The sequence below is a fragment of the Parasphingopyxis sp. CP4 genome, from assembly GCF_013378055.1.
In the GTDB taxonomy this organism is placed as follows: Bacteria; Pseudomonadota; Alphaproteobacteria; order Sphingomonadales; family Sphingomonadaceae; genus Parasphingopyxis.
Genome location: NZ_CP051130.1, coordinates 539,885 through 563,567, shown reverse-complemented (window position 1 = coordinate 563,567; position 23,683 = coordinate 539,885). Strand labels below are relative to the sequence as shown.

Annotated in this window: 25 protein-coding genes; 15 read left to right on the top strand and 10 right to left on the bottom strand. The window is 58.1% G+C overall.

Translation table 11 applies throughout. The annotated features are described in order from the left end of the window. Positions 1-36: 36 nt before the first annotated feature. The 4 genes from serS to HFP51_RS02785 all read left to right on the top strand — a co-directional run bounded on the left by serS (position 37) and on the right by HFP51_RS02785 (position 4,251). A complete protein-coding gene (gene serS / locus HFP51_RS02800) occupies positions 37-1,320 on the top strand; it encodes a serine--tRNA ligase (RefSeq protein ID WP_176874268.1) in 1,284 nt (427 codons plus the stop codon). After that, positions 1,320-2,084, top strand: a complete 765-nt coding sequence (gene surE / locus HFP51_RS02795) for a 5'/3'-nucleotidase SurE (protein ID WP_176874267.1) — start codon at positions 1,320-1,322, stop codon at positions 2,082-2,084. The genes serS and surE overlap by 1 nt, the downstream gene beginning before the upstream one ends. Before the next feature lie 77 nt (positions 2,085-2,161). Beyond that, entirely contained in the window at positions 2,162-3,211 is a 1,050-nt protein-coding gene (locus tag HFP51_RS02790) for a M23 family metallopeptidase (RefSeq protein WP_255454799.1), read from the top strand. Continuing rightward, a complete protein-coding gene (locus HFP51_RS02785) occupies positions 3,211-4,251 on the top strand; it encodes a TrkA family potassium uptake protein (protein ID WP_176874266.1) in 1,041 nt (346 codons plus the stop codon). The genes HFP51_RS02790 and HFP51_RS02785 overlap by 1 nt, the downstream gene beginning before the upstream one ends. Positions 4,252-4,257: 6 nt before the next feature. On the opposite strand, the gene HFP51_RS02780 is transcribed toward HFP51_RS02785, so the two are convergent. Further along, a complete protein-coding gene (locus HFP51_RS02780; protein ID WP_176874265.1) occupies positions 4,258-4,662 on the bottom strand; it encodes a DUF1761 domain-containing protein in 405 nt (134 codons plus the stop codon). A gap of 136 nt (positions 4,663-4,798) precedes the next feature. Here HFP51_RS02780 and rimO point away from each other — a divergent pair, with 136 nt between their 5' ends. After that, complete coding sequence (rimO, locus tag HFP51_RS02775; protein WP_176874264.1) at positions 4,799-6,136, top strand: 30S ribosomal protein S12 methylthiotransferase RimO; 1,338 nt, start codon at positions 4,799-4,801, stop codon at positions 6,134-6,136. Here the strand turns inward: rimO and HFP51_RS02770 are convergent. Further along, on the bottom strand, positions 6,133-6,714 hold the full coding sequence (locus HFP51_RS02770) for a hypothetical protein (protein ID WP_176874263.1): 582 nt from the start codon (positions 6,712-6,714) through the stop codon (positions 6,133-6,135). The two genes, rimO and HFP51_RS02770, sit on opposite strands and share 4 nt — an antisense overlap. Positions 6,715-6,780: 66 nt before the next feature. On the opposite strand from HFP51_RS02770, the gene HFP51_RS02765 reads away from it, so the two are divergent. From HFP51_RS02765 to HFP51_RS02745, 5 genes are all read left to right on the top strand, one after another. Further along, entirely contained in the window at positions 6,781-8,178 is a 1,398-nt protein-coding gene (locus HFP51_RS02765) for a M17 family metallopeptidase (RefSeq protein ID WP_176874262.1), read from the top strand. Between the two features lie 133 nt (positions 8,179-8,311). Then, complete coding sequence (locus tag HFP51_RS02760) at positions 8,312-8,647, top strand: helix-turn-helix domain-containing protein (protein WP_176874261.1); 336 nt, start codon at positions 8,312-8,314, stop codon at positions 8,645-8,647. 163 nt (positions 8,648-8,810) lie between these two features. Beyond that, a complete protein-coding gene (locus tag HFP51_RS02755; protein WP_176874260.1) occupies positions 8,811-9,518 on the top strand; it encodes a C40 family peptidase in 708 nt (235 codons plus the stop codon). After that, entirely contained in the window at positions 9,515-10,456 is a 942-nt protein-coding gene (gene argC, locus HFP51_RS02750) for an N-acetyl-gamma-glutamyl-phosphate reductase (protein WP_176874259.1), read from the top strand. Before HFP51_RS02755 ends, argC begins: the two co-directional genes overlap by 4 nt. Positions 10,457-10,537: 81 nt before the next feature. Beyond that, on the top strand, positions 10,538-10,978 hold the full coding sequence (locus tag HFP51_RS02745; RefSeq protein ID WP_176874258.1) for a hypothetical protein: 441 nt from the start codon (positions 10,538-10,540) through the stop codon (positions 10,976-10,978). Here the strand turns inward: HFP51_RS02745 and mltG are convergent. The 6 genes from mltG to fabD form a co-directional block, all read right to left on the bottom strand. After that, positions 10,975-11,946, bottom strand: coding sequence for an endolytic transglycosylase MltG (gene mltG / locus HFP51_RS02740; RefSeq protein ID WP_176874257.1), 972 nt, complete (start codon positions 11,944-11,946; stop codon positions 10,975-10,977). The genes HFP51_RS02745 and mltG overlap by 4 nt on opposite strands. A 6-nt stretch (positions 11,947-11,952) precedes the next feature. After that, a complete protein-coding gene (fabF, locus tag HFP51_RS02735) occupies positions 11,953-13,209 on the bottom strand; it encodes a beta-ketoacyl-ACP synthase II (protein ID WP_176874256.1) in 1,257 nt (418 codons plus the stop codon). Positions 13,210-13,345: 136 nt separating this feature from the next. Next, positions 13,346-13,582: an acyl carrier protein gene (locus tag HFP51_RS02730; RefSeq protein ID WP_176874255.1), complete on the bottom strand. Its 237-nt coding sequence runs from the start codon at positions 13,580-13,582 to the stop codon at positions 13,346-13,348. Positions 13,583-13,663: 81 nt separating this feature from the next. Next, on the bottom strand, positions 13,664-14,401 hold the full coding sequence (gene fabG, locus HFP51_RS02725; RefSeq protein WP_176874254.1) for a 3-oxoacyl-ACP reductase FabG: 738 nt from the start codon (positions 14,399-14,401) through the stop codon (positions 13,664-13,666). A gap of 8 nt (positions 14,402-14,409) precedes the next feature. Beyond that, complete coding sequence (locus HFP51_RS02720; protein WP_176874253.1) at positions 14,410-14,691, bottom strand: hypothetical protein; 282 nt, start codon at positions 14,689-14,691, stop codon at positions 14,410-14,412. Beyond that, positions 14,688-15,623: an ACP S-malonyltransferase gene (gene fabD, locus HFP51_RS02715; protein WP_176874252.1), complete on the bottom strand. Its 936-nt coding sequence runs from the start codon at positions 15,621-15,623 to the stop codon at positions 14,688-14,690. The genes HFP51_RS02720 and fabD overlap by 4 nt, the downstream gene beginning before the upstream one ends. Positions 15,624-15,717: 94 nt before the next feature. Here fabD and HFP51_RS02710 point away from each other — a divergent pair, with 94 nt between their 5' ends. The 5 genes from HFP51_RS02710 (at position 15,718) to HFP51_RS02690 (ending at position 20,476) form a co-directional block, all read left to right on the top strand. Next, positions 15,718-17,115, top strand: a complete 1,398-nt coding sequence (locus tag HFP51_RS02710; RefSeq protein WP_176874251.1) for a phosphotransferase family protein — start codon at positions 15,718-15,720, stop codon at positions 17,113-17,115. After that, the gene (locus HFP51_RS02705) at positions 17,115-18,377 is read left to right on the top strand and encodes an acyl-CoA dehydrogenase family protein (RefSeq protein ID WP_176876504.1); all 1,263 of its coding nucleotides are present in this window, start codon (positions 17,115-17,117) and stop codon (positions 18,375-18,377) included. Before HFP51_RS02710 ends, HFP51_RS02705 begins: the two co-directional genes overlap by 1 nt. Before the next feature lie 79 nt (positions 18,378-18,456). Then, positions 18,457-19,299: a class I SAM-dependent methyltransferase gene (locus HFP51_RS02700; protein WP_176874250.1), complete on the top strand. Its 843-nt coding sequence runs from the start codon at positions 18,457-18,459 to the stop codon at positions 19,297-19,299. Between the two features lie 91 nt (positions 19,300-19,390). Further along, complete coding sequence (locus tag HFP51_RS02695; RefSeq protein ID WP_176874249.1) at positions 19,391-19,765, top strand: VOC family protein; 375 nt, start codon at positions 19,391-19,393, stop codon at positions 19,763-19,765. A gap of 15 nt (positions 19,766-19,780) precedes the next feature. Beyond that, positions 19,781-20,476: a YafY family protein gene (locus HFP51_RS02690; protein ID WP_176874248.1), complete on the top strand. Its 696-nt coding sequence runs from the start codon at positions 19,781-19,783 to the stop codon at positions 20,474-20,476. A gap of 6 nt (positions 20,477-20,482) precedes the next feature. Here the strand turns inward: HFP51_RS02690 and HFP51_RS02685 are convergent, their stop codons facing one another. Then, positions 20,483-21,934, bottom strand: a complete 1,452-nt coding sequence (locus HFP51_RS02685; RefSeq protein WP_176874247.1) for a tryptophan 7-halogenase — start codon at positions 21,932-21,934, stop codon at positions 20,483-20,485. Continuing rightward, complete coding sequence (locus HFP51_RS02680; protein ID WP_176874246.1) at positions 21,931-23,463, bottom strand: tryptophan halogenase family protein; 1,533 nt, start codon at positions 23,461-23,463, stop codon at positions 21,931-21,933. The genes HFP51_RS02685 and HFP51_RS02680 overlap by 4 nt, the downstream gene beginning before the upstream one ends. Between the last annotated feature and the right edge of the window lie 220 nt (positions 23,464-23,683).

The following is a 23,683-nucleotide window of genomic DNA, read 5'->3' as shown; positions in this document are numbered from 1 at the left end:
TTGCACGACTAGTGTGCGCCCGCCATAGCCCGCGACATGCATGACCTAAAACAGATACGCGACAATCCCGACGCCTTCGATGCTGCCATGGCGCGTCGCGGGCTCGACCCTGTTGCCGCCGATATTCTGTCGCTTGACGGACGAAACCGTGCATTGCTGACCGAGGTGCAGACGGGCCAGGCACGCCGCAATGAAGCGTCCAAGATGATCGGCCAGGCAAAAGCCCAGGGCGATGAAGACCAGGCGCAGGCCCTAATGGTCGAAGTCGGCGAACTCAAGAAACGCCTGCCCGCACTTGAAGATGAGCAAAGAGAGATTGCTGAGCAGATTGAACAGCAACTTTCCTCCCTGCCGAACATTCCAGCTGACGATGTTCCGGCGGGCAAGAGCGAAGACGATAATGTCGAACTCAGCCGCAACGGCACGCCGCCATCTTTCGATTTCGATATCAAGGATCATGCCGATCTTGGCCCGTCTCTTGGACTGGATTTCGAGACCGGGGCCAAGATTTCCGGTGCGCGATTTACGCTGGTCCGTGGCCCCGTCGCCAAACTGCACCGCGCGCTCGGCCAATTTGGCCTGGACGTGCTGACAAATGACTATGGTTTTGAAGAAGCCTATCCGCCGCTCTTGGTAAACGACGACACTATGTATGGCGCGGACAAGCTACCAAAATTTGCCGATGATCTGTTCCGCACGACCGATGGCCGCTGGCTCATCCCGACTGCAGAAGTCAGCCTCGCCAATATAGTCCGCGGAGACATTCTCGCCGAGTCCGAACTACCGCTCCGATTTGTCGCCCTCACCTCTTGTTTCCGGTCCGAGGCCGGTGCTGCAGGACGTGATACGCGCGGTTATGTCCGGCAGCACCAATTCGAAAAAGTCGAGATGGTATCGATCACGACGCCAGATGCTTCGGAAGACGAGCATAAGCGGATGACCGATTGCGCTGAGAATGTGCTCACGCGGCTCGACCTTCCGTTCCGGCGGATGGATCTTTCTACCGGCGACCTCGGTTTTGGCGCGACCCGGACCTTTGATCTCGAAGTTTGGTTGCCAGGCCAGGATACGTATCGCGAAGTTTCCAGCTGCTCGACTTGTGGGGATTTCCAGGCGCGCCGCATGAATGCGCGCTATCGCCCAGATGGCGAGACCAAGGGCACTCGCTTCGTGCATACGCTGAATGGCTCAGGGCTCGTCGTCGGCCGTATTCTCGTCGCGATCCTGGAAAATTATCAGCAAGCAGACGGATCTGTCATAATTCCAGAAGTCTTACGGCCCTATATGGGTGGTCTCGAACTGCTGGAGCCAGCCCACTGATGCGCATTCTCCTTACCAATGATGACGGTATCAACGCCCCCGGATTTGCGGTTCTAGAAGAAATTGCCGCAACACTCAGCGATGATATCTGGGTCGTCGCGCCCGCCGAAGAGCAATCGGGCGCCGGGCATTCCCTTACTCTGACTGCCCCGTTGCGGGTCCGCGAACATGGCGAACGGCGCTATTCGGTTACGGGCACGCCGACCGATGCTGTGATGATCGGGATCAATCGCGTGATGAAGGATCATCGGCCCGATTTGTTGCTATCCGGCGTCAATCGTGGGGCAAACCTGGCTGAAGACGTTACCTATTCGGGTACCGTATCGGCAGCCATGGAAGGCGCGCTTGCTGGCGTTCCATCTATCGCGTTGAGCCAGACTTACGCACCCGACGCGCGCGGCGATGATGTTCCCTTTCTCGCCGCCCGGGAATGGGGCGGCAAGGTATTGGAAAAACTGAAAGATTACCGCTTTCCGTCGCGCACGCTGATCAATGTCAACTTTCCGGCCCGAACACCGGATGCGGTGCGCGGGATTCGAACGGTCAGCCAGGGCATGCGCGATTATGGCCGATTGCAGATCATCGAGAACCACGATCCGCGCGGTTTTCCCTATTATTGGTTTGGCTTGGGGCCGATGGTTGGCACGGTGGAGCATTCGACGGACCTGGAAGCCATTGAAGACGGCTATATCGCCGTTTCGCCGCTCCATCTCGATATGACCCATCATGAGTCCCTGACGGCCCTTGGCGCCATATTCGACTGATCGATTGGCAAAAACTTGTTCCATTGCGAGGCCGTTTGAGCGCTGGAAAGCCGCAAAATTCATGGTAAGACCGCTTCATGAGCGCGCAAAGCCCATGGATGCTGCCGCCGGTTTTGGCGTTCACTCTACCCGCACTTATGCTTAGCGCCTGTATCCCATCGGCATCCGAGCGGAGAACCAGCGCGCCACCCCCTGCCGCAGCGCCGGTGCCGCCACCGACCCAATTGGCCACTTGGGATGCGCAGACCGTATCACCTGACGCTCGCACGGTATCTGCCACCCAATATGTTGTCCGATCGGGCGATACGCTCAGCGGCATCGCGCGCACCACGGGTGCCAGCGTATCCACAATCGCTCGCGCAAACGGAATCGAGCCGCCCTATCTGATCCGCCCAGGCCAACGCCTCGATATTCCGGCCGGCCGCTACCACGAAGTTCGTCGCGGCGAGACTGGGATCGGGATTGCGCGCAGTTACGGGGTAGACTGGTCCGATGTGGTAACGTTGAACCGATTGGAAGAACCCTACATTCTGCGCGCCGGGCAGCGCATACTTCTACCCGGCGCAAACCGGCCGAACGGCAATACGCGGCAGCTCCGAGCGGCAGCCTTTGACCTTGATATTGACGATATCGTGACCGGCGGCGAACCTGCCTTGGCGGAGAATGAAGCGCCGACTGCACCGGTACGCACCGCAAGTCGCGCCCTGCCCCCCGATGCTGCCGTTCGATCACCGGCAAATTTCGCTGGCCGATTTGGCTGGCCATTGACAGGCCCTATTCTCGCACCATTTGGGGCGGGCGGCGAAGGCGAGCGCAATGATGGCATCAATATTGCCGCGCCGCGGGGCACACCAGTGCTTGCAGCAGCGGACGGGGTTGTGCTCTACGCGGGTGACGAGATCCGGGTCCATGGGGGGCTCGTACTGCTGAATCATGGAAACGGGTGGATCACGGCCTATGCCAATATGGATGACCTCCAGGTTACGCGCGGGCAACGCGTTGAACGGGGCCAGTTTATTGCCCGCACGGGCACCTCTGGGCAGGTCGACCAGCCGCAGCTGCATTTCGAGATCCGTCGCAATCGCCAACCGGTCGACCCGGCCCAGCATCTGCCGGATCTGACCTGATGGTGCAGTTAAACCGTCCGCCCAATGTCGATAGAAACGGCGAACTCCGTCGCAAGAGTGGTTTTTCCCGCTGGGGTTCACTCTGGCTCAGAGGCGCGGTCGTCTTCTTTCTGGTCGGAGTGGCTGTCGCCGTACACTGGTTCGATCGGGCCGGATATGTCGACCACGCGGACGGCAACATCAACTTTGCCGACGCCGTCTATTTCACAATGGTGACGATAACGACCGTTGGTTATGGGGACATCACGCCGGTTACGGATCGAGCGCGATTGTTTGAAGCCATTCTTGTTACACCGATCCGTTTGTTCATCTGGCTGATTTTCCTCGGAACAGCCTATGATTTTCTGCTACAAAAGAGCTGGAGCCGTTGGCGCATGAGCATCATCCAGAAGAATCTTCACAACCATATCGTCGTTGCCGGTTTCGGCATCAGCGGTTCAGAAGCCGTGGACGAGCTGCTTGAACGCGGTATCGACCCATCCGAAATCGTCGTGATCGATCAGGATCATGCCAGGTTGGAAGCCGCTGAAAAGCGCGGATGTAACGTTATGGAAGGCGATGCATCGCGCGATAAAACGCTAAACCAGGTTCGTGTTTCGCGCGCGCGCTCGATGATCGTATCCGCCGGGCGAGACGATACATCGATCCTTGTTGTTCTGACCGCCCGCGCGCTGGCGCCCAAGCTTGCGATCAGCGTACTCGTTCGCGCTTCGGACAATGAACAACTCGCCCGCCAGGCCGGGGCCAGCAACGTCATCAACCCGGTCAGCTTTGCCGGCCTGCTGCTCGCTGGCTCATGCCATGGCCCGCATATTTCGGACTATATGGCTGATCTCGCCTCGGCGACCGGGCGTGTTGCGCTGCGCGAACGCATGGCAACCCACATGGAAGAAGGCCTTCCGCTTGGCGCTATCCAGACCGGCCTTGGCGTGCGCATTTATCGCAACGGCAAGCCTTATGGCTTCTGGGAAGAACAGGCCAAGCAGATCCTTGAAGGCGATCTGATCGTTGAGATTGTTGGCCAACCCGACAATGATTGACGCGCGCTAGAGCAGCGCGTGGACCGTTCCCATCGCGGCATAGAATAGAAGCCAATAGGCCGCATCGATAAAGAACAATGTCCGGCTCTTCTGCGAGAACAGATAATTTGTGCCAATCGCCGGAACCAAAAAGCCGGCAGCAACACCAACTGCAATCAGAATAGTCGTGCTCAGCCCGGCATCAGGGAAATACGTTAGCAGGTGCGCCAGGGTGATCGACGCGATCAGGCTGAACAGGAACGCCGTTCCGTAAATCATGATCATGTTGCCGGATTGAACGTCTTCTTCGGTCAGTCCGACAGCTCCCATCCATTTCTTGCCCATCACTGGGCCATACCAGATTCCGCCGACGACAAAGCCCGCCGCAGCGGCAACGATGATCGCGATCCAGTTTGCTGCATAGAATTCCATTGCTACCCTCCCGTTTCTCTTATGGCGCTAACCTAGCACGAGACAGGCCTTTTGATCGACCATGCGATCCCCACCGCGTCTGTGGCGGACAATTGGGATGACAATCCGCCCCGAAATCCCTATGTCGCGGCGCATCATGGCAACACGCATCCCCTCCCCGCCCAAGGTCGGCATGGTCTCGCTCGGCTGTCCCAAGGCCTTGGTCGATAGCGAGCGTATCCTGACCAAGCTGCGATCCGACGGCTATGGCCTGTCGCCCGACTATGACGATGCGGACGTCGTACTGGTCAACACGTGCGGTTTCCTCGACAGCGCCAAGGAAGAAAGCCTTGAAGCGATTGGTGAGGCCATTGCCGAAAATGGCCGCGTGATCGTCACCGGATGCATGGGGAACGAGGCGGACGTCATCCGCGACCGTTTCCCTGATGTGCTCGCCGTATCGGGCCCCCAGCAATATGAAGAGGTGGTCGGTGCCGTACATGAGGCCGCGCCGATGCCGCCGTCGCCTTATGTCGATCTGGTTCCCGAAACGGGGCTCAAGCTTACGCCGCGCCACTATAGCTATGTGAAGATCTCAGAAGGCTGCAATCATCGCTGCGCCTTCTGCATCATTCCCTCGATCCGCGGCGATCTTGTCAGTCGGCGCCCCGATGCTGTGCTGCGCGAAGCAGAAAAACTGGTTGCAGCTGGGACCAAAGAACTGCTGATCATCAGCCAGGACACGTCCGCCTATGGCGTCGATATCCGCAAGGAAGAGCGGCAATGGAAAGGCCGCACGATCCAGCCCCATATGACGGATCTTGCGCGCGAACTGGGCCAGTTGGGCGCCTGGGTCCGACTCCATTATGTCTACCCCTATCCGCATGTCGATCAGGTCATCCCGTTAATGGCTGATGGTTTGATCACACCCTATCTCGATATTCCCTTCCAGCATGCCAGCCCGCGTATCCTGAAAGCCATGCGCCGCCCGGCGAACGAGGCGAAGGTGCTTGAGCGCGTTGCTGCGTGGCGCGAAATCTGTCCCGACCTCACAATCCGATCGACCTTCATCACCGGGTTCCCTGGCGAGACCGATGAAGATTTCGAATATCTGCTCGAATGGCTCGACGAAGCGCAGTTGGACCGGGTCGGCGCATTCCGCTTTGAACCGGTCGAAGGCGCGCGTGCCAATGCCCTGCCCGATCCGGTGCCTGATGAAGTGACTGAAGAGCGCTACAAGCGCCTGATGGAAAAATGCGCCGAGATTTCAGCAGCAAAACTCCAGGCCAAGATCGGATCAACGCAGAAGGTCATTATTGACCTTGTTGACGAAGATGGCGGGGCGACGGGTCGCTCTCAGGCAGACGCCCCAGAAATCGACGGTGAGGTCCATCTGCGCGACACCCAAGGGCTAGAACCCGGCGACATCATTTCAGCCGTGATCGAAGATGCCGATGCGCATGACCTGTTTGGCGTACCGGTTGGCAATCCCTAACTGATTCCTGCACGGCCCTGATCCTTCCGGCGTGACCGGCGGACCAGCCAGACAATCAGCACGACAATGCCGACGAGGATCAGCAGTAATGTGATCCCAACCCACATGAAGACCGCACCGACATTCTCCATGACCTCGAGATCTGCCGGCGGTTCGTTCGATCCTTCAACACTCCACTGGGTGATCATCGCATCACCGCCCTCCTGAAAGGTTGTGAATCGCGTGGTGGTCCAATGCGTGTCGTCGGTAGTGACCAGTGTGAAAACCTTCTCCGTGCGCGCACCATCGCCCAGGCCGTCGCTATTCATGCTGTAGGAGGTAATGTTCGTCTCGCCGGGCTGCTCGGGAAACAGATTTGCAGCGCCTTCAAAATCGGCTTGGCTATTCTTCCAAAGATCCGGAGTGACAACGGCTTCAAGTCCGTCGCTATTGCCGCTACGGATATCCGCAACGAATTGCTGGGCCATCGCGCGATCCTCTTCCGAGGTCATTGTCTCGATCATTCCCTGCATCGAGCAAGCCGCCAGAAATAGCGCGAACAGAATCGCGATACTGTTTTTGATGTGTAGTGCCGACATGGCTTCCCCCCCAACGTCCCCAAGTCACCTTGGCCTTTTTGCCGTCTTATGGCTAAGGCACGGATTATGACCGATTATGAACCAATGCTCCAGCCCGACAAGGGCCAATCCGCCCAGTTGCTCCATCTCGTCGATACCGACGGTTTTGACGAATGGTACAAAGCCCTTCCCGACCGAGATCGGCAATCCGTAAAAGCGCAGGGTTTCAAGGGGAAAGACGGCCAACTCGCCATTATCACCGGTGAATCTGCCGATGACTGGATGGCCGCTATTGGCGTCTCAGACGCGGAAACCCTGGATAGCTGGTGCCTTGCAAAAGCGGCTGAAAAATTACCGAGCGGCACCTATCGGCTGGATAAAGGCGATCCGGACCAGGCCGCCTTTGGCTGGCTATGCGCCCAATATCGGTTCGAGCGCTACAAGCAGGAACTGGCTGAATCCAGCGGCCCAAAGGTCCTGCTGACGTCCAAACCGGCAACGATTGAAGAGACAATTGCACTGGCCGAGGCCACCGATCTTGTCCGCACGCTGGTCAATATTCCTGCGGGTGATTTGGGGCCGGCCGAGCTTGAAAACGCGGCTACCGAGGCAGCGACGGAGTTTGGCGCCGATCTCACCGTCACCACAGGGGCCGAGTTGGTCGACGGATATCCGATGGTCGACGCCGTGGGGCGCGCCGCATCGGATGACCGTGCACCGCGACTTATCGAACTCGAATGGGGCGACCCCAAACATCCGCGGATCGCTATCGTCGGTAAAGGCGTGTGCTTTGATTCCGGCGGCTTGGATATCAAGAGCGCCGCCGGGATGCGCTGGATGAAGAAGGATATGGGCGGCGCCGCCCATGCGCTGGCGCTGGCCCGGCTCGTTATGAGCCAAGCATTACCGGTCCGCCTGCATCTGCTGATTCCGGCCGTTGAAAACTCGATTGCCGGTAACGCGTTCCGACCAGGCGACATTATTCCCAGTCGCAAGGGGCTGAGCGTTGAGATTGGCAATACCGATGCCGAGGGTCGTTTGATCTTGGGCGATGCGCTCACCAAAGCCTGCGAAGACGAGCCGGAACTGCTGATTGATTTTGCGACGCTTACCGGCGCCGCGCGCGTTGCCCTTGGACCGGATCTCCCCGCCCTGTTCACCGACGACGAGGCGCTCGCTGCCGAGATTTCTACCGTGGGAATGGAGATTGACGATCCGGTTTGGCGGCTGCCGCTCTGGGACGGCTATGACGAATGGATGAAATCGCCAATTGCAGACCTGAGCAACACATCATCAGTAGCGATGGCTGGCGCCTCGACCGCTGCGCTGTTCCTGCGCCGTTTCGTCTCTGGCGATACTGCATGGACGCATCTCGATACATTTGCGTGGCGCAACACGCCCAAGCCTGGCCGCCCCAAGGGTGGTGAGGCACTTGGTCTGCGTGCGCACTGGCAGGTTTTGAAGAACCGCTATTCGGGCAACTAGCGTTGCATTCCCTTTTGGCCATCTAGCAAATCGCCCGACCACGCTCTTTGATCTCGGGCAACCAACCCGCGTCCGACGCGTTGTATCGTTGAAAAACGCCAGCGAATTGGCGTCGAGCAAAGGAGTATCGGCCATGCCAAGCGATGCGCTTGGACATTGGAGGACAGCAATTGTCGATTATGTACGGTCCGGCGAACCTGACCTCACCAATCGGCAAATGGCAATTCTTATGCTCGTTTATGCGTCTTCGGAGCCACATACCGTTCGCGGAATCGCCCAAAAACTGGGGGTTTCGAAGCCTGTGGTTACACGCGCCTTGAATACTCTCTCCGCCCTCGGCTATCTGCGGCGTGAACGTGATGAAAGCGACAGACGCAACATCTTCATCGCGCAAACTTCAGATGGGGCGCGTTTCCTTGAACGGTTCGAAAAAATCATCGGCCCAAACCGGCCAATCGGGAAGTCCTGACGAGGAGTCGCAGCCATCGACAAGGGCTAGCTTTACGCTAGGCACAACCGCGACGGATCTTGATCCGCGCGTCCACGCGATCCGCGGTGACATAGCCGATATCGCTCTCGCAGATCGGATCGCCCTCCCCCATTATGTTGCGCCCGTCATGCGCCAGGTTTGCGTGAGCGTAGCCGATTTGCGCTGCGATCCCGGTGATGAGGCGGAACTTGGATCGCAGCTGCTGTTCGGAGAGCGGTTTGCATGGCTTGATACCGTTGAGGACTGGGCCTGGGGCTATTGTGTACACGATCATTTTGTCGGCTTTGTCCGCAAAGGCGCGCTGACAGCCGTCACCGAACCCACGCACATTGTTTCGACAGTCTCAGCTCCGGTTGCGAACGGCAGCGCCGAAATGCTCCACATGGGAAGCGCGGTGACCGGCGACGTCGCTGGCGATACCCTGCATCTGGCCGATGGAGCCGTCGCGCTTTCGGATGTTCATCCGCTGGGCAGTATTGTTGAAGACCCGGTTGCGATCGCCGAGATGTTCATCGGCGCACCTTATCTGCTTGGCGGGCGCAGTATTGCCGGAATCGATTGTTCGGGATTGGTACAGATTGCCCTCGCCATGGCGGGCCATGCGGTTCAGCGCGACAGCGATATGCAGCAGAACTCCATCGGCGAACCCTTATCGGCTGACGCCGGCCTGGAACGCGGCGATCTTATCTTCTTTCCTGATCATGTCGGCATGATGGTAAACTCGACTGATATCATTCACGCAACGGGCCATGCGGGTTCGGTCGTCACCGAACCGCTCGTCGAAGTGACGGGACGAATAGCAACAGAGCATGACGCACCGGTGCTTGCGCGCCGCAGGATCGCGCGATGACCGTTTCCGTCTTCATCGACGGTGGCCATGGGACGACAGGATTGCAGATCCGCGAACGTCTGGCTGACCGCTCCGAAATTTCGCTTCTGCTACTCGATGACGCACAGCGCAAAGATGCAGCGGCACGGCGTGATGCCTTACACAGCGCCGATATCGCGATCCTGTGCCTGCCGGATGACGCTGCCCGCGAAGCCGTTGCTCTGCTCGAAGGAAGCAATACCCGCGTCATCGACGCCTCCACAGCGCATCGGACCGCGCTTGACTGGACGTTCGGCTTTCCCGAATGGGAGCCCGGTCATGGCGATACAATCGCCACCAGCCACTATGTCGCCAATCCCGGATGCTATGCGCAGACCTTTATTGCCCTCACGCACCCGTTAATCCAGGCCGGGATTCTTGATCGGGACGCGAATGTGACGGTCAATGCTACATCCGGCTATTCGGGCGGTGGCAAGGCGATGATTGCGGAGTTTGAAGGCGATGAACCGGCTACGGCCTTCCGCAACTATGCGCTTACGCTCGCCCATAAGCACCTGCCCGAGATGCAACGGCATAGCGGACTGGCGTCCCAACCGCTTTTCTCGCCCTCTGTTGCCAATATTTATAGCGGCATGCTTGTCGAAATACCGCTGCCCCCCGCTGCATTGCGCGCCGGCACGACAGAAGACGAAATCCGCTCCGTCTTGACCGAGCATTATGCGGTCGGACAGTCGATCTCCGTTTTGAATGCGTCTGAAACAGCGGCGCTGGACGTGGTGACAATAGAGCGCTGCGCCGGGACTGACCGCATGGAAATCATCGTATTCGCCAATCCCCAAGCTGGATACTTTCGCCTCTGTGCCGTGCTCGACAATCTCGGCAAAGGCGCTGCCGGGGCTGCCGTCCAGAATCTCAACCTCATGGCGGGACTGGGTGAGTTTTCCGGCCTCAGGACTTAATCACCGCCTTATCCCCAATTTCATTCACAAATCGCCGAAAATCAGCTACGACTTGGGCATCACTTGGGGATGAGGGTCGCTGTGAATAAGGTATTGCGCAGAAATCCACCGGGCTCGTTCTGGGTCATATCGGTGCTGTTGCTGGTCTGGAACGGCATGGGCGTTGCCGCCTATCTCAGTCAGGCCTTCTCGAGTTACGAGTCCCTTGCAGCCAGCTATCCAGCTGAAGAAGTTGCGATCATGCAATCAATGCCGGCCTGGGCCACGGCAGGCTTCGCGGTGGCCGTTTTTGCCGGATTTCTAGGTGTTATTGCGCTCCTGGCCCGCAAGGGCATTGCCCGCTGGCTGTTCATCCTATCGCTGATCGGCGTAATCGCCCAGCACAGCTGGACGTTCGGAATGAGCGGCTTGGTCGACATTGTCGGCCCTGAACGGATGATCATGCCGCTCATCGTCGTCGTCATTTGCATCTTTCAGATCTGGTACGCCGGAACCGGCATCAAGCGGGGCTGGATCCGCTAGTCCATTTCGCCGCGCTGGCGACGCAGATCATACCAGCGCTCCACATTTTCGCGATGCTCCGAATAGGATTCGGCAAACACATGCCCGCCTGTCCCGTCTGCGACAAAGAATAGCGCGTCGGTTTCGGCTGGATTGAGCACGGCTTCAATCGCTTCGCGCCCGACATTGGCAATGGGACCACGCGGCAGGCCAGCCATCGCATAGGTGTTATAGTCGTTGCGTGCGTTGATCTCCGAACGCCGGATTCGACGTCCCAGAGCCCGGCCTTGGGTAATTGGATAAATGATGGTCGGATCGGCTTGGAGCCGCATGCCTGTGCGCAAGCGGTTCGAATATACGCCAGCGATCAGCGGTCGCTCTGATGGCTCTGCGGTTTCCTTTTCGACGATCGAAGCAAGGATGATCGCTTCTTCGGGCGTATCGACCGCGGTGTCGGAGCTGCGAGCGGCCCATAGCGCTGCCAGCTCCTCATCTAGCGCAAGCTGCATACGAGCCAGCACATCAGCCCGGCTTTCTCCGCGTTCATAGGCATAGCTGTCGGCAAGCACAGATCCTTCTTCAGGCACCGGGATTTCACCTGTCAGAAATTCGGTCGCCATCAGTCTTTCATGCACCAATACCGCCGGCATGCCTTCCGGGATGGTGACGAACCGTTGAACCGCTGCTTCTTCCTGCAAGATACGCAGCGCTTCAGACTGGCTTACACCGGCCGGCATTTCATATTCGCCAGCGCGGATCGGCGCGCTGCTGCCCAAAAACCGCGCGAAGACCAGGAACCGACTCTGCGATTCGATGACCCCAGCCTCTTCAAGGGTCAGCGCGGCATCGGTCAGTGTCGCGCCGCCTTCGATCGTAACGGCAACCGGCTCTTCCATTGGCCCGACGCCGCCCCAGCTGCGCAATGCGGCTATGAGCGCGGCTGCCAGCAGTATCGCGACGATAAGAGCAAGGCAGCCGATTTTGCGCATGACTGGTTAGACCGCCTTCATCACCAAGCTGGCATTGGTCCCGCCAAAGCCGAAGCTGTTGTTAAGCACGGCTTTAACCTCGCGCTGACGTGCTTCGTGCGGAACAAGGTCCATGCCTGCGGTGCTATCTTCGGGATTATCGAGGTTCAGCGTCGGCGGAACGAGCTGATCGCGCAGAGCCAGGATGCAGAAGATGGATTCCACAGCGCCGGCACCACCGAGCAAATGGCCGATGGCGGATTTGGTTGAGCTCATGGAAAGCGAATTGGCCGCATCGCCAAACAAGCGCTTCACCGAATCCAATTCGATAAGATCGGCCATGGTCGAAGTGCCATGGGCGTTGATATAGTCGATATCGTCGACCGATAGGCCTGATTTTTTCAGTGCCATTTCCATCGAACGATACGCGCCCACACCATCAGGATGCGGCGCCGTCACATGATAGGCATCGCCCGACAGGCCATAACCTACCACTTCAGCGTAGATGGTCGCGCCGCGCGCTTTGGCATGCTCATATTCTTCGAGCACGACGACGCCGGCGCCTTCGCCCATCACAAAGCCGCTCCGATCCTTGTCATAAGGACGGCTGGCCTTCTCCGGCTCGTCGTTGCGGTTGGTGCACAGCGCCTTGGCCTGAGCAAAGCCGGCAATGCCGATTGGGCAGATGGCGGCTTCCGCACCACCCGCCAGCATCACATCGGCATCATCCAGTGCGATCATGCGCGCGGCGTCTCCGATGGAATGGGCACCGGTTGAACATGCCGTCACAACTGCATGGTTGGGGCCCATCAGGCCATATTTGATGCTCACCTGACCCGAGATAAGGTTGATGAGGCGCCCATGGACAAAGTGCGGGCTGACGCGGCCCGGGCCACGACGATCCAGAACAAGCGACTCGCTCTCAATTCCCGGCAAGCCGCCAATGCCCGATCCGATTGAGCAACCAGCACGCAGTTTTTCTTCGTCCGACATTTCGGTGAGACCGGCATCTTCGAGCGCCTGTCCAGCCGCATCGATGCCATAGACAATGAAAGGATCGACCTGGCGCTGGACCTTGTGATCGACGCGCAACGCCGGATCGAAACCATATTCATGGTCAGCAGGTTTCACTTCGCAGGCAATAGTACATTTCTGATCCGACGTATCGAACCGTTCGATCTGGCCCGCGCCCGATTTTGCTGCAGTCAAATTCTTCCAGCTGGTTTCCACGTCGCCGCCCAATGGCGTGACAAGACCCAGTCCGGTGACAACTACACGGCGCATCTCAGTGCCTCCCTTTCATACGGCTCTCCAGCCGCCATCATTAACGACAAAACGGCCCCCCGGGTATCGGACCGGGGAGCCGTTTTAATCCATTTGGCTCGGTCGTACGACCGGGCTCCCTTATCGCATGCAGCGATCAGGCGTTCTGCTTGTCGATATATGCAATTGCGTCCTTAACGGTCGCAATGTCTTCGGCAGCATCGTCGGGAATTTCGACGCCAAACTCTTCTTCGAATGCCATTACCAGCTCGACGATATCGAGGCTGTCAGCGCCCAGATCATCGATAAAGGCTGCATCTTCGGTGACCTTGTCGGCTTCGACCCCAAGATGCTCGGTGACGATCTTTTTCACCCGATCGGCAGTATCGCTCATGGAATATCCTTTGCTTAAATGATTCCCAGTTTTCCTAAAGGGCAGCGCTATCGCGCGCAAGCCCGTTCATCCTCTGGAAAGCTATAACATCGCCATTCCACCGTTCACATGCAAGGTTTCGCCCGTAATATAGGCGGCTTCATCCGATGCGAGATATGTGACGGCAGCGGCGATATCTGCGCCTTCACCAAGTTTTCCGGCGGGAATCCGGGTCATTAGCGCCTCTTTTTGCGCGTCGGGCAGCTCATCGGTCATTGCCGAGCGAATAAATCCGGGCGCCACGCAATTTACAGTAATACCGCGGCTCGCAACTTCCTGGGCCAATGCCTTGGACATTCCGACAAGACCGGCTTTCGAAGCCGCATAATTGGCCTGTCCGGGGTTACCCGTGGCGCCAACTACCGACGTTATCGAGATAATTCGACCACCACGTGCCTTCATCATTGGTCGCATTGATGCGCGGGCGAGCCGAAATGCCGCTTCCAGATTGACCCGGATAACCTGATCCCATTCCTCATCTTTCATCCGCATCGCGAGATTATCGCGCGTAACACCGGCATTGTTGACGAGAATATCGAGCTTTCCGAGCGCTTCGACGGCCGCCGGGATCAGAGCATCCACGGCCTCGCCATCGGAGAGATTGCACGGGAGGACCACCGGATCGCCGCCAATATCGGCTGCAACCGCCTGAAGCGCCTCTTCCCGGGTTCCAGAAAGCGCAACTTTGGCTCCCTGGTCAGCCAATGCCTTGGCAATCGCGGATCCGATGCCACCCGATGCGCCAGTGACCAGCGCGGTTTTTCCTGAAAGATCGAACATGCTTATTCCTATTTAGTGAAAACCGAGGACAGAATTGAGCCATCGTCAAGGGAAATTTCTTTCAGATAGCAATCCCATGTATTGCCATATAGTCGGCCACTTTTACCGTGAATGGCGACATAATGCTCGTCCTCCGACGGTTGAGCTGGTGATTGCCAAAGAAGTGATCCGTTTGCGTCGTAGCAATGAAGATTGCTCTCATCCCGCGGCGTTGAATGGTAGTCTTTCAGCACCAAGCGCCGCCCATCTGGCAACGCATACTCACCGATATTATCCAAATTCCAGATCATAGAGTCGCCAGCACAGCCTCGATGTCATCCATCTTCACGATGCTCTTTTGAGCCGCGTCCTGCGCGATCCGTTTGACCATCGGCGCGACAACCTTTCCGCCAAATTCAATAAACTCCGACACGCCTTCGCTCGCCATCTCGGCAATGCTCTCGCGCCAGCGGACCATCGCCGTAACCTGTTCGACGAGCAATCCGCGGATCGCTTCATGTTCGCCGACCGGCATCGCAGTGACATTGGCATAGAGCATCGCAGACAGCGGATGGATCTCAACGCCAGCCAGCGCCTCTTCCATTGCATCCGCCGCAGGCGTCATGAGCGGGCAATGAAACGGCGCGGAAACTGCGAGCGGCATGGCGCGCCGTGCACCGCGCTCCTTACCGAGCGCGCAAGCGCGGTCGACCGCACCTGTGTGACCGGAGATCACAATCTGGCCCGGTGCATTATCATTCGCCACGACGCAGACTTCGCCTTCAGCCGCCTCTTCGCAAATCTCGGTCGCCGGATCGAAATCGAGGCCAAGGAACACGGCCATCGCCCCCTCACCCACCGGAACGGCCGCCTGCATCGCCTGTCCGCGCCGCTTGAGGAGCCGTGCCGTGGTTGCAAGATCAAAACCGCCAGCTGCGCATAGAGCGGTATATTCGCCCAGGCTGTGACCCGCGACAAAGTCCGCCTTGTCAGCGAGCGTGATGCCGCCTTCTTTTTCCAGCACCCGCAACGTCGCGATGGCATTGGCCATGATTGCCGGCTGCGCATTTTCGGTAAGCGTCAGCTCGTCTTCCGGTCCTTCGCGCATCAACCCGCTGAGATTCTGGCCGAGCGCATCGTCAATTTCTTCGAAAACTTCGCGTGCGACCGGACTCGCATCGGCAAGTGCAGCACCCATGCCGACGGCCTGGCTGCCCTGCCCTGGAAAGATAAAAGCGCGCATCTGTTCGTCCCCATTTTGCTTGCCGCCCGACTAGGGAGCGCGGCATCGCTATGCAAGCGTTGAAGGCCAGATCAGTTGCCGCTAACGTCAACCTATGTCCGACCCGGCCTTTGAATCTCTACTTGTCCAGTTCTGCAATCGCCAGTTCGGAGAGACCGCCGAAATCAGCGGATTGAAGCGCCTAACCGGTGGCGCAAACATGGAAAGCTGGGGCTTCGATTATGGCGATCGGGAACTTGTCCTGCGCCGGGCACCGGGTAGCGGTGAACGCAGCGAAGAACTCGCCCGGATCTCCATGGAAAGCGAAGCGCGATTGATCGCACTGGCTTGCGAGGCCGGTATCACCGCGCCGCCCATGCTCGGTATTCTCACGCCTGAGGACAAGCTTGGCCAAGGCTATCTGATGGCCCGCATTACCGGAGAGACGCTCCCGCACAAGATTCTCGGCAATCCTGATTTTGCGCGGGCTGAAACCGCCCTCACCCAACAGTGCGCCACGGAGCTTGCGAAAATCCACGCGATGCCGCTCGACACGCTACCGGATGATATCCCACGCGAAGATGCGGCGATGTTGCTTGAGGGGCTTGGCCAGCGGTATCGCGATTATGGCGCGCGGATACCGGTATTTGACTATGCATTGCGCTGGCTGGCCGATCATCTGCCTGATCCGGCCGAACCGCGATTGCTCCATGGTGATTTTCGCATGGGCAATTTGATGATTGATGGCGACGGAATAGCCGCCATTCTCGACTGGGAACTCGCGCATATTGGCGATCCGGCCCAAGACCTGGCCTATATCTGCACGCCGAGCTGGCGTTTCACGCGCCATGATCGCGCGGTTGGTGGGTTTGGCAATGTCGACGCATTTCTTGCTGCCTATGCAAGTGCGAGCAACACTGCCGTGGATCGCGATCGGTTCGACTATTGGCTTGTCTATTCAACGCTCTGGTGGGGCATTTGCTGCCTCGGCATGACGCAGATCTGGCGCTCGGGAACCGATCGCACACTCGAGCGCGTCGTCATTGGACGGCGCGTGAGCGAAGTCGAAGTCGATCTGTTGCTGCTCTTCGATACGATCCTCGATGGAATGGCGGACCAGACCATCGATTGGCAGGTGCCGGAACTTCCAGACCATGACGGCGAAACGCATAATGGCGAGCTGCTCGAAGCATTGATCAGTTGGGACAGTGACGATGTGATTCCGGAGGCCAAAGGCCGTGACCTGTTTCAGGCGCGGGTGGCCAAAAATGCGATGGGGATGCTCAAAAGGGACGCCGAGCTAGGTCCGGTTTTCGCGACCCAACAACACGCGCGCCTAGCTGGCCTTGGCCAGACTGAAGACAGTTTGGGCGATGGCCTGGCCGATGGCAGCCTCTCGCCTGACGATCCCAAACTGCTTGCCCATCTCAGACTGACGGCCCTTGAGCGGCTGTCGATTGACCAACCCAAATATCCCGGCCTTGCCGCGGCCCTCACCAAATGGAGCCCATGATGACATTCGTAATCCCACAAGAGATTGAAGATTATCTCGCAGAGCTCGACGATTTCATCGAGGCCGAAATTAAGCCGCTCGAGCAGCAGGACGACAATATCCGCTTCTTCGATCATCGCCGCGAATTTGCACGGACGGATTGGGACAATGACGGCCTGCCGAGCGAGGAATGGGAAGATTTGCTCCGCGAGATGCGCCGTCGCGCCGATGCCGCGGGTCATTTTCGTTTTGCTCTACCCGAGGAATTTGGCGGCAAGAATGGCTCCCATCTCGCCATGGCTCGAATTCGCGAGCACCTCGCGGAAAAAGGCCTTGGGCTGCATAATGACCTCCAGAATGAAAGCTCGATCGTCGGCAATCTCGTCCAACCACTCATGGTCCGTGATTTCGCTACAGACGCACAGCGCGAGGAGTTCATTCCCGCAATGCTCGCGGGCAAGATGCGGTGGACATTTGGGCTGACCGAAGAAGACCACGGTTCGGACGCTACCTGGATGGATACGCGTGCGGTTCGCAAAGAGCGGGATGGCAAACCCGGCTGGCTGATCAACGGTAACAAGATGTGGACCACCGGCAGCCATGTCGCGACCCATTGCATGTGTTTCGCCCGGCATTCCGGAAATGACGGCGATGCCCGCGGCATCGGCTGTTTCATCGTCCCCTATGACGCGCCCGGTGTCGAAATCGGCGAATATCTGTGGACGTTCAACATGCCGACGGATCACCCCAAGGTGAAGTTCACCGATGTTTGGATTCCCGAAGATGCGGTGCTTGGCGATCTCGAGATGGGGCTCGCCTGTGCGCAGCATTTCGTCCACGAAAACCGCATCCGCCAAGCCGCATCTTCGCTGGGTGCGGCCCAATATTGCATCAACGAAGCGGTGAAATATGCGCAGGAGCGCAAACCGTTCGGCAAACCCTTGTCAGCGAACCAGGCGATCCAGTTTCCGCTCGTCGAACTTCACACCGAAGCGGCCATGCTGCGCCAGCTGATTTACAGCGTCTCGGCAGCGATGGATACGATGCCAAAGGTCGAGATCGCCAAACGGCTCTCCGACAAGGTCAGCATGTGCAACTATCGCGCGAACCGTTTGGTGTGCCAGGCTGCCGACCAGGCGATGCAGGTGCATGGCGGGATCGGTTATTCCCGGCACAAGCCGTTCGAACATATCTATCGGCACCATCGCCGCTATCGGATTACCGAAGGTGCTGAAGAGATCCAGATGCGCAAGATTGGCGGACATTTGTTCGGTTACATCTAAGCGCAGACGAACAATCGAAGTTCGTGCCGGTGCATGCTAAGGCCCTTGTCCGTCTGCCACGAATAGGGGGAATTGTGCCATGACGCTGATCAGTGATTTTGTTGCCGGACGCACACCGCCGCAACTCTACGAAACATATCTGTCTCCCGGCCTGTTCGAACCCTGGGGCGATGTGTTGCTCGCGGGCCTGCCGCCTTCGGGCGACTGCTTAGATATCGGGTGCGGCACGGGAGTGGTCAGTCGCAAGCTGGCGGCCGACGGCAATGTCAGCCGGATCGCGGCCATCGATGTCGCAGACCCGATGATAGCCCATGCAAAACAAGTGACGGCCGCCAAGGGTCTCGACACGCGCATTTCCTTTGACGTCGCAAGCGCGCTCGATCTGCCCTTTGCTAGTGACGCATTTGATCGCGCATATTGTCAGCAGGCGATCCAGTTCTTCCCCGACAGGATCAAGGCCATGTGCGAGGTGAAACGCGTTCTGAAACCCGGTGGACAATTCGCAGCCGCCGTTTGGACAGCAGCAGCAGACGGCAATCCGGTCTTCGGTGCGTTCGAGGAGATAGTCGGACGAACATTTGGTTCAGATCTGCTTCCCTTCGGTCCCTTCGCATTTGGCGATGAAACCGCGCTGCGATCCGTGATCGAAGAGGGCGGACTGAAAATCCATTCGCTCGAACGCCGGGAGATGGAATGCACTCTGCCGGACGTGGAATCATTCGTGCTTTTCGATCTACTGTTTCTTGGTCGACCCGATACGGACGGTGTCTTGCAGCCGGTGGTTGCACCCGATGACCCGGATGGTGATGGTCCCGTGGCGCAGCTGATTCTCGAAATGAAATCGGCTTTGGCGGATTATGTCCAACCCGATGGGACGCTCCGTGCTCCAACGACAGCGCATATGGTCATCGCGGAAGCCTAATTTCGGTTCCTGACAACACTCCTGACACAAGGCTGTCAGTAGGGGTGTGCGACAAGCTCCTTGGTCCCAACACCCACCAAGGAGAACAGCAATGACTGAAGCCGCCATGAATCGCCTCGTATGGGCAGAAATCCCCGTCACCGACCTCGATCGCGCCTGCGGATTCTATGAAAAGATCCTGGGCGAATCGGTAAAACAGGATGATACGGGCCCCAACCCGATGGCCATGCTTCCCTATTCCGGCCAGCTTGGCGCCGCTGCAGGCCATCTCTATCCAGGTAAACCTGCCAGCAACGGCGAAGGTCCGACCGTTCATCTCGCCGTACCGTTCGAGCTGGACGATGCGATGGCGCGGGTCGGAGAAGCCGGCGGACAGATTGTCTCGGATGTCATCTCCATCCCGGCCGGTTCGTTTTTCTACGCGATCGATACCGAGGGTAATTCTCTCGGCATCTTCAAGATCTAGCGCTAGTCTAACCCGATGCGACGCGCCGACCGCCTCTTTCAAATCGTGCAATATCTGCGCGGCGGTCGGCTCGTCACTGCCGCGATGCTGGCCGAATGGCTCGAAGTGTCCGAACGGACAATCTATCGCGACATTGCCGACCTCCAAACCAATGGCGTGCCAATCGATGGCGAAGCCGGGGTTGGTTATGTCATGCGCGGCGGGTTCGATATCCCTCCCCTGATGTTCACTCATGATGAGATCGTCGCGCTGGTTGCCGGTGCCCAAGTCGTCCGCTCCTGGGGCGGTATCGCCATGGCACGGGCCGCCGAAGAAGCGCTGATGAAGATCGAGGCCGTGCTGCCGGAAGAGGATCGCGCGCGCGTCACCGATACCAAGATATTCGCCCCCTATATGGGTATCAGTGATCGTGTGCGCGCTCTGATCGACGATTGCGAAGCGGCTGTTGAAGCCCGCACCGTGCTGACATTCGACTATCGCGACGAAGCCGGCGAAGCGACAAGCCGCGATGTCCAGCCGCTCGGCCTATGGTTCTGGGGCAAGGTATGGACATTGATGGCGTGGTGCGAGCTGCGCGAAGATTTTCGGATGTTCCGTCTCGATCGTATGGCCAATGTTGAGCCCGCTGGCCGATTGTACAAACCCTCGCCCGAACGATCACTGGCGGAATGTTTGCGACAAATCGAAGCGAAATACGGACCGCAGCGCTGACGGATGCTAGCTGGCGTCCGGCATTGAAGCGATCGTCCGATTGAAGCCGTCGACGAGGTTTCGGAGCACCGGTACGATCTGTTTCATATCGAACATATCGGCCAGCGGATCGTAGCGCTCGGGGACGATACCAAACTCGATCATCGTCTCAATCCAGGTCTGTTCGTCGAAAATCTCATTATCGAATGTGACCAAGCGCCCGCGGCTGCGGAACTGGTCCAGACGGGTTTGTAGAGTATCCGGCAGCGCGCATTCTCGCATCGCCGACCAAAGTGGGTCGCTGCGCTGGTTAAGTGCGAATGGCAGGATTGCGAAATCGCGCAGTTGGGAGAATAGACTTGCATGTTTCCGATTAAATTCAGTGGCTTCAATCGCCATATCTCGGGTCGCCGGTATGCAACGCACAAGCTGCATCGCCTGTTCCTGCATCAACATTATGTCAGCGGAGAATAACGGCCCGAGATTTGCAGATGCGGTGCCGATACGCGCCAAGTTTCCACTCCACGGCCGCTCCAGCGCATCGAAAGTGAAAGATTCTGGGGTCATATTGGCACCCGCAATTCGGTGCACGGCCGTCTCGTCCATCACATCTGCGGAATAGAGCAACGCGACATCGATCTCATTTGCCAATGCTGTCTCGATCACCACTCCACCGGCCAGGGCGCGCGTACGAACATGGCGTATCTCACCCGGCGGAACACGCGTGGTTCCAATGCGATCAAAGGGTAGCAACGCCTCTGGCATCTCAAGCTGACCGGCAGCAGCGTCCAGTGATAATGCCGACAATGTTCCGTCCGTATCAATGAAAAGATCTGCCTCAATCTCCTGGCCGTCGTCCAGAATGACCTTGCGGGTTTCCGCACCATCTTCGGACTGCAGGATCCGCGCCGGCCGCCCCTCCAGTCGGTTTGCGCTTTCGCCGGACGCGAGATTGCTGAGATAGGCGGCATATCCATCCGCATCGATCTGTACCGTCGGCCCCAACAGGCTGAGCGGCGAACTGGGATCGTCGGAAGCCAGCGAAAGCTTTCCTTCCATCGCGGCGCGCGCCGCAAAGCGGAATGGTTGGATCAGGTAAGCGAGCTTTTCGGGCTCATTATTCATCATCGCCGCGCGCAGCATGATCTGATGCACCGCGACACCATTGATCTTGGGTAAAGTACCCGACGCCGCAACAAAATTGCGGCTCCCCTCGCCCTGCCAATCGACAAGATCGTGACCGAGCCCGAACCGGCCGCCACAATGCTCAACCAGCGCGTGCGCATTGATACCAAGCTGATCGTGAAATCGGCTGGCAACCTTCATCGAAAGGGCTGGAAACCGCCCGCCACTGCTGACATCTTCGACAACCGTTAGCGCGATCCGGTCCGGAAGATTTTGCGCGAGCATTGCTGCGACTGGCCAAACGGACTGCCGGGTGCCGAAAACCGCAATCGAGGACAGGGCTGAAGACGTCATGTTGCCCTCTCCCCGTCGAAGGCAGCCCCATAGTCCCGAATAAAATCGAGATGCAGGCTGGTAGCGGAGACTCGATCAGCAATCGCCGTGCGCATCCGGCTCAATTCCGAATCGAGGTCGTCGCTGGCCATCTGCTCTGTGCGCGGATCGTAGCTTTCTGGCTCGATATTCTGGCCAATGAACACCGACAGCCAGCTTTGCTGCTGAAACAATCCGCTTTCATATTCGGGAACTATCGCGCGCGTCCGAAATGCATCGATCTTGTAGCGCAGGCTATCTGGCCACTGCATCTCGCGCATGTCCCGCCATAGCTCCCCATCGTCACGTTGGTTCGCGACATAGTGCAGCATCAGAAAGTCCCGGACTCGCTCGAACTCGAGATCCATCAAGCGGTTATATTCGTTACGGTCGCTATCGGCGCAGTCCCGATCCGGAAACAGCGCGATCAGGTTCAATATGCCGCTTTGGATTAAATCGATGCTGGTCGATTCCAGCGGTTCGAGGAAACCGCCCGACAAGCCGATGGCGATGCAATTCTTGTTCCACAACCGGCGCCGCTTGCCGGTCAGGAAGAAGAGCTGCTTGGGATCGGCAAGGGGTTCGCCTTCCAGATTCTGCATCAACGTATCGACGGCGTCCTGGTCGCTCACATAGCGGTTGCAATAGACATGGCCGTTGCCGATCCGATGCTGGAGCGGAATGCGCCACTGCCAGCCGCCGGTTCGCGCCGTCGCGCGCGTATAGGGCCCAACGGTATCGGTTATGGCGCAGGGCACCGCATAAGCGCGATTGCAAGGCAGATATGCGCTCCAATCCTCATAGCCGGTTTCCAGTTCCTGCTCGATCAGCAGGCCGCGAAACCCCGAACAATCGACAAACACATCGCCGGCAATCTCCTCACCTGATTCCAAGCTTACCGATTCAATGAAACCGCTCTGACCATCGGTGGTAACGGAAACGACTTTCCCTTCGATCCGTTTCACGCCACGTTTCTGGGCAAAATCGGCAAGAAATGCGCCATACTGGCTCGCATCGAACTGGAACGCATAGGAGTAGCGATCCAGCTGGGAAGAGGGATTTTCATCCGGCAGCGCAAACCGATCATTCTGCGCAGCGACAATCGGGAAGCAATAATCGCCAAAGGACCCCGGATCCCCTGATGTCCGTGCGCGCAGCCAGTAATGATAGAAATCCGCGGGCCCTATGGCCGCACCATAGGCACCGAAGGGATGAATATAACGATCACCCTTTGTGCCCCAATCGCAAAATTCGATGCCAAGCTTTATGGTCGCATTGGTCCGCGCCATCATCTCGGCTTCATCGATACCGACCAAGCGGTTGAAATCGCGAATTTGCGGCAGTGTCGCTTCGCCGACGCCAACCGTCCCGATCTCGGCTGACTCGACCAGAATGATCGACAGACCAGCGCGCCCAAGAGTCTGGGAAAGCGCAGCAGCGGCCATCCAGCCAGCCGTGCCACCGCCGATGATCACGACAGTTCGGATCCTGGTGTCGCCAAGCGCAGTCATGCGGTCGTCCCGGAATCCATCAGATTGAAACGCTGTGCTTGAAAATCGCGAATTGTAAAAACCCCTCTGATTTATTGTCAGAAATAGGCTCGAATGCATCGGGAGCACAATGCGTTTTTCGAAGCTCTTGCAGGTCCCACAATCGGGATCGCAGAAAAGCTTGCATCACCGCGCGTAACCTTCCAGCCTTTTCCACCGAAGAGAATGGTATCGCACATTA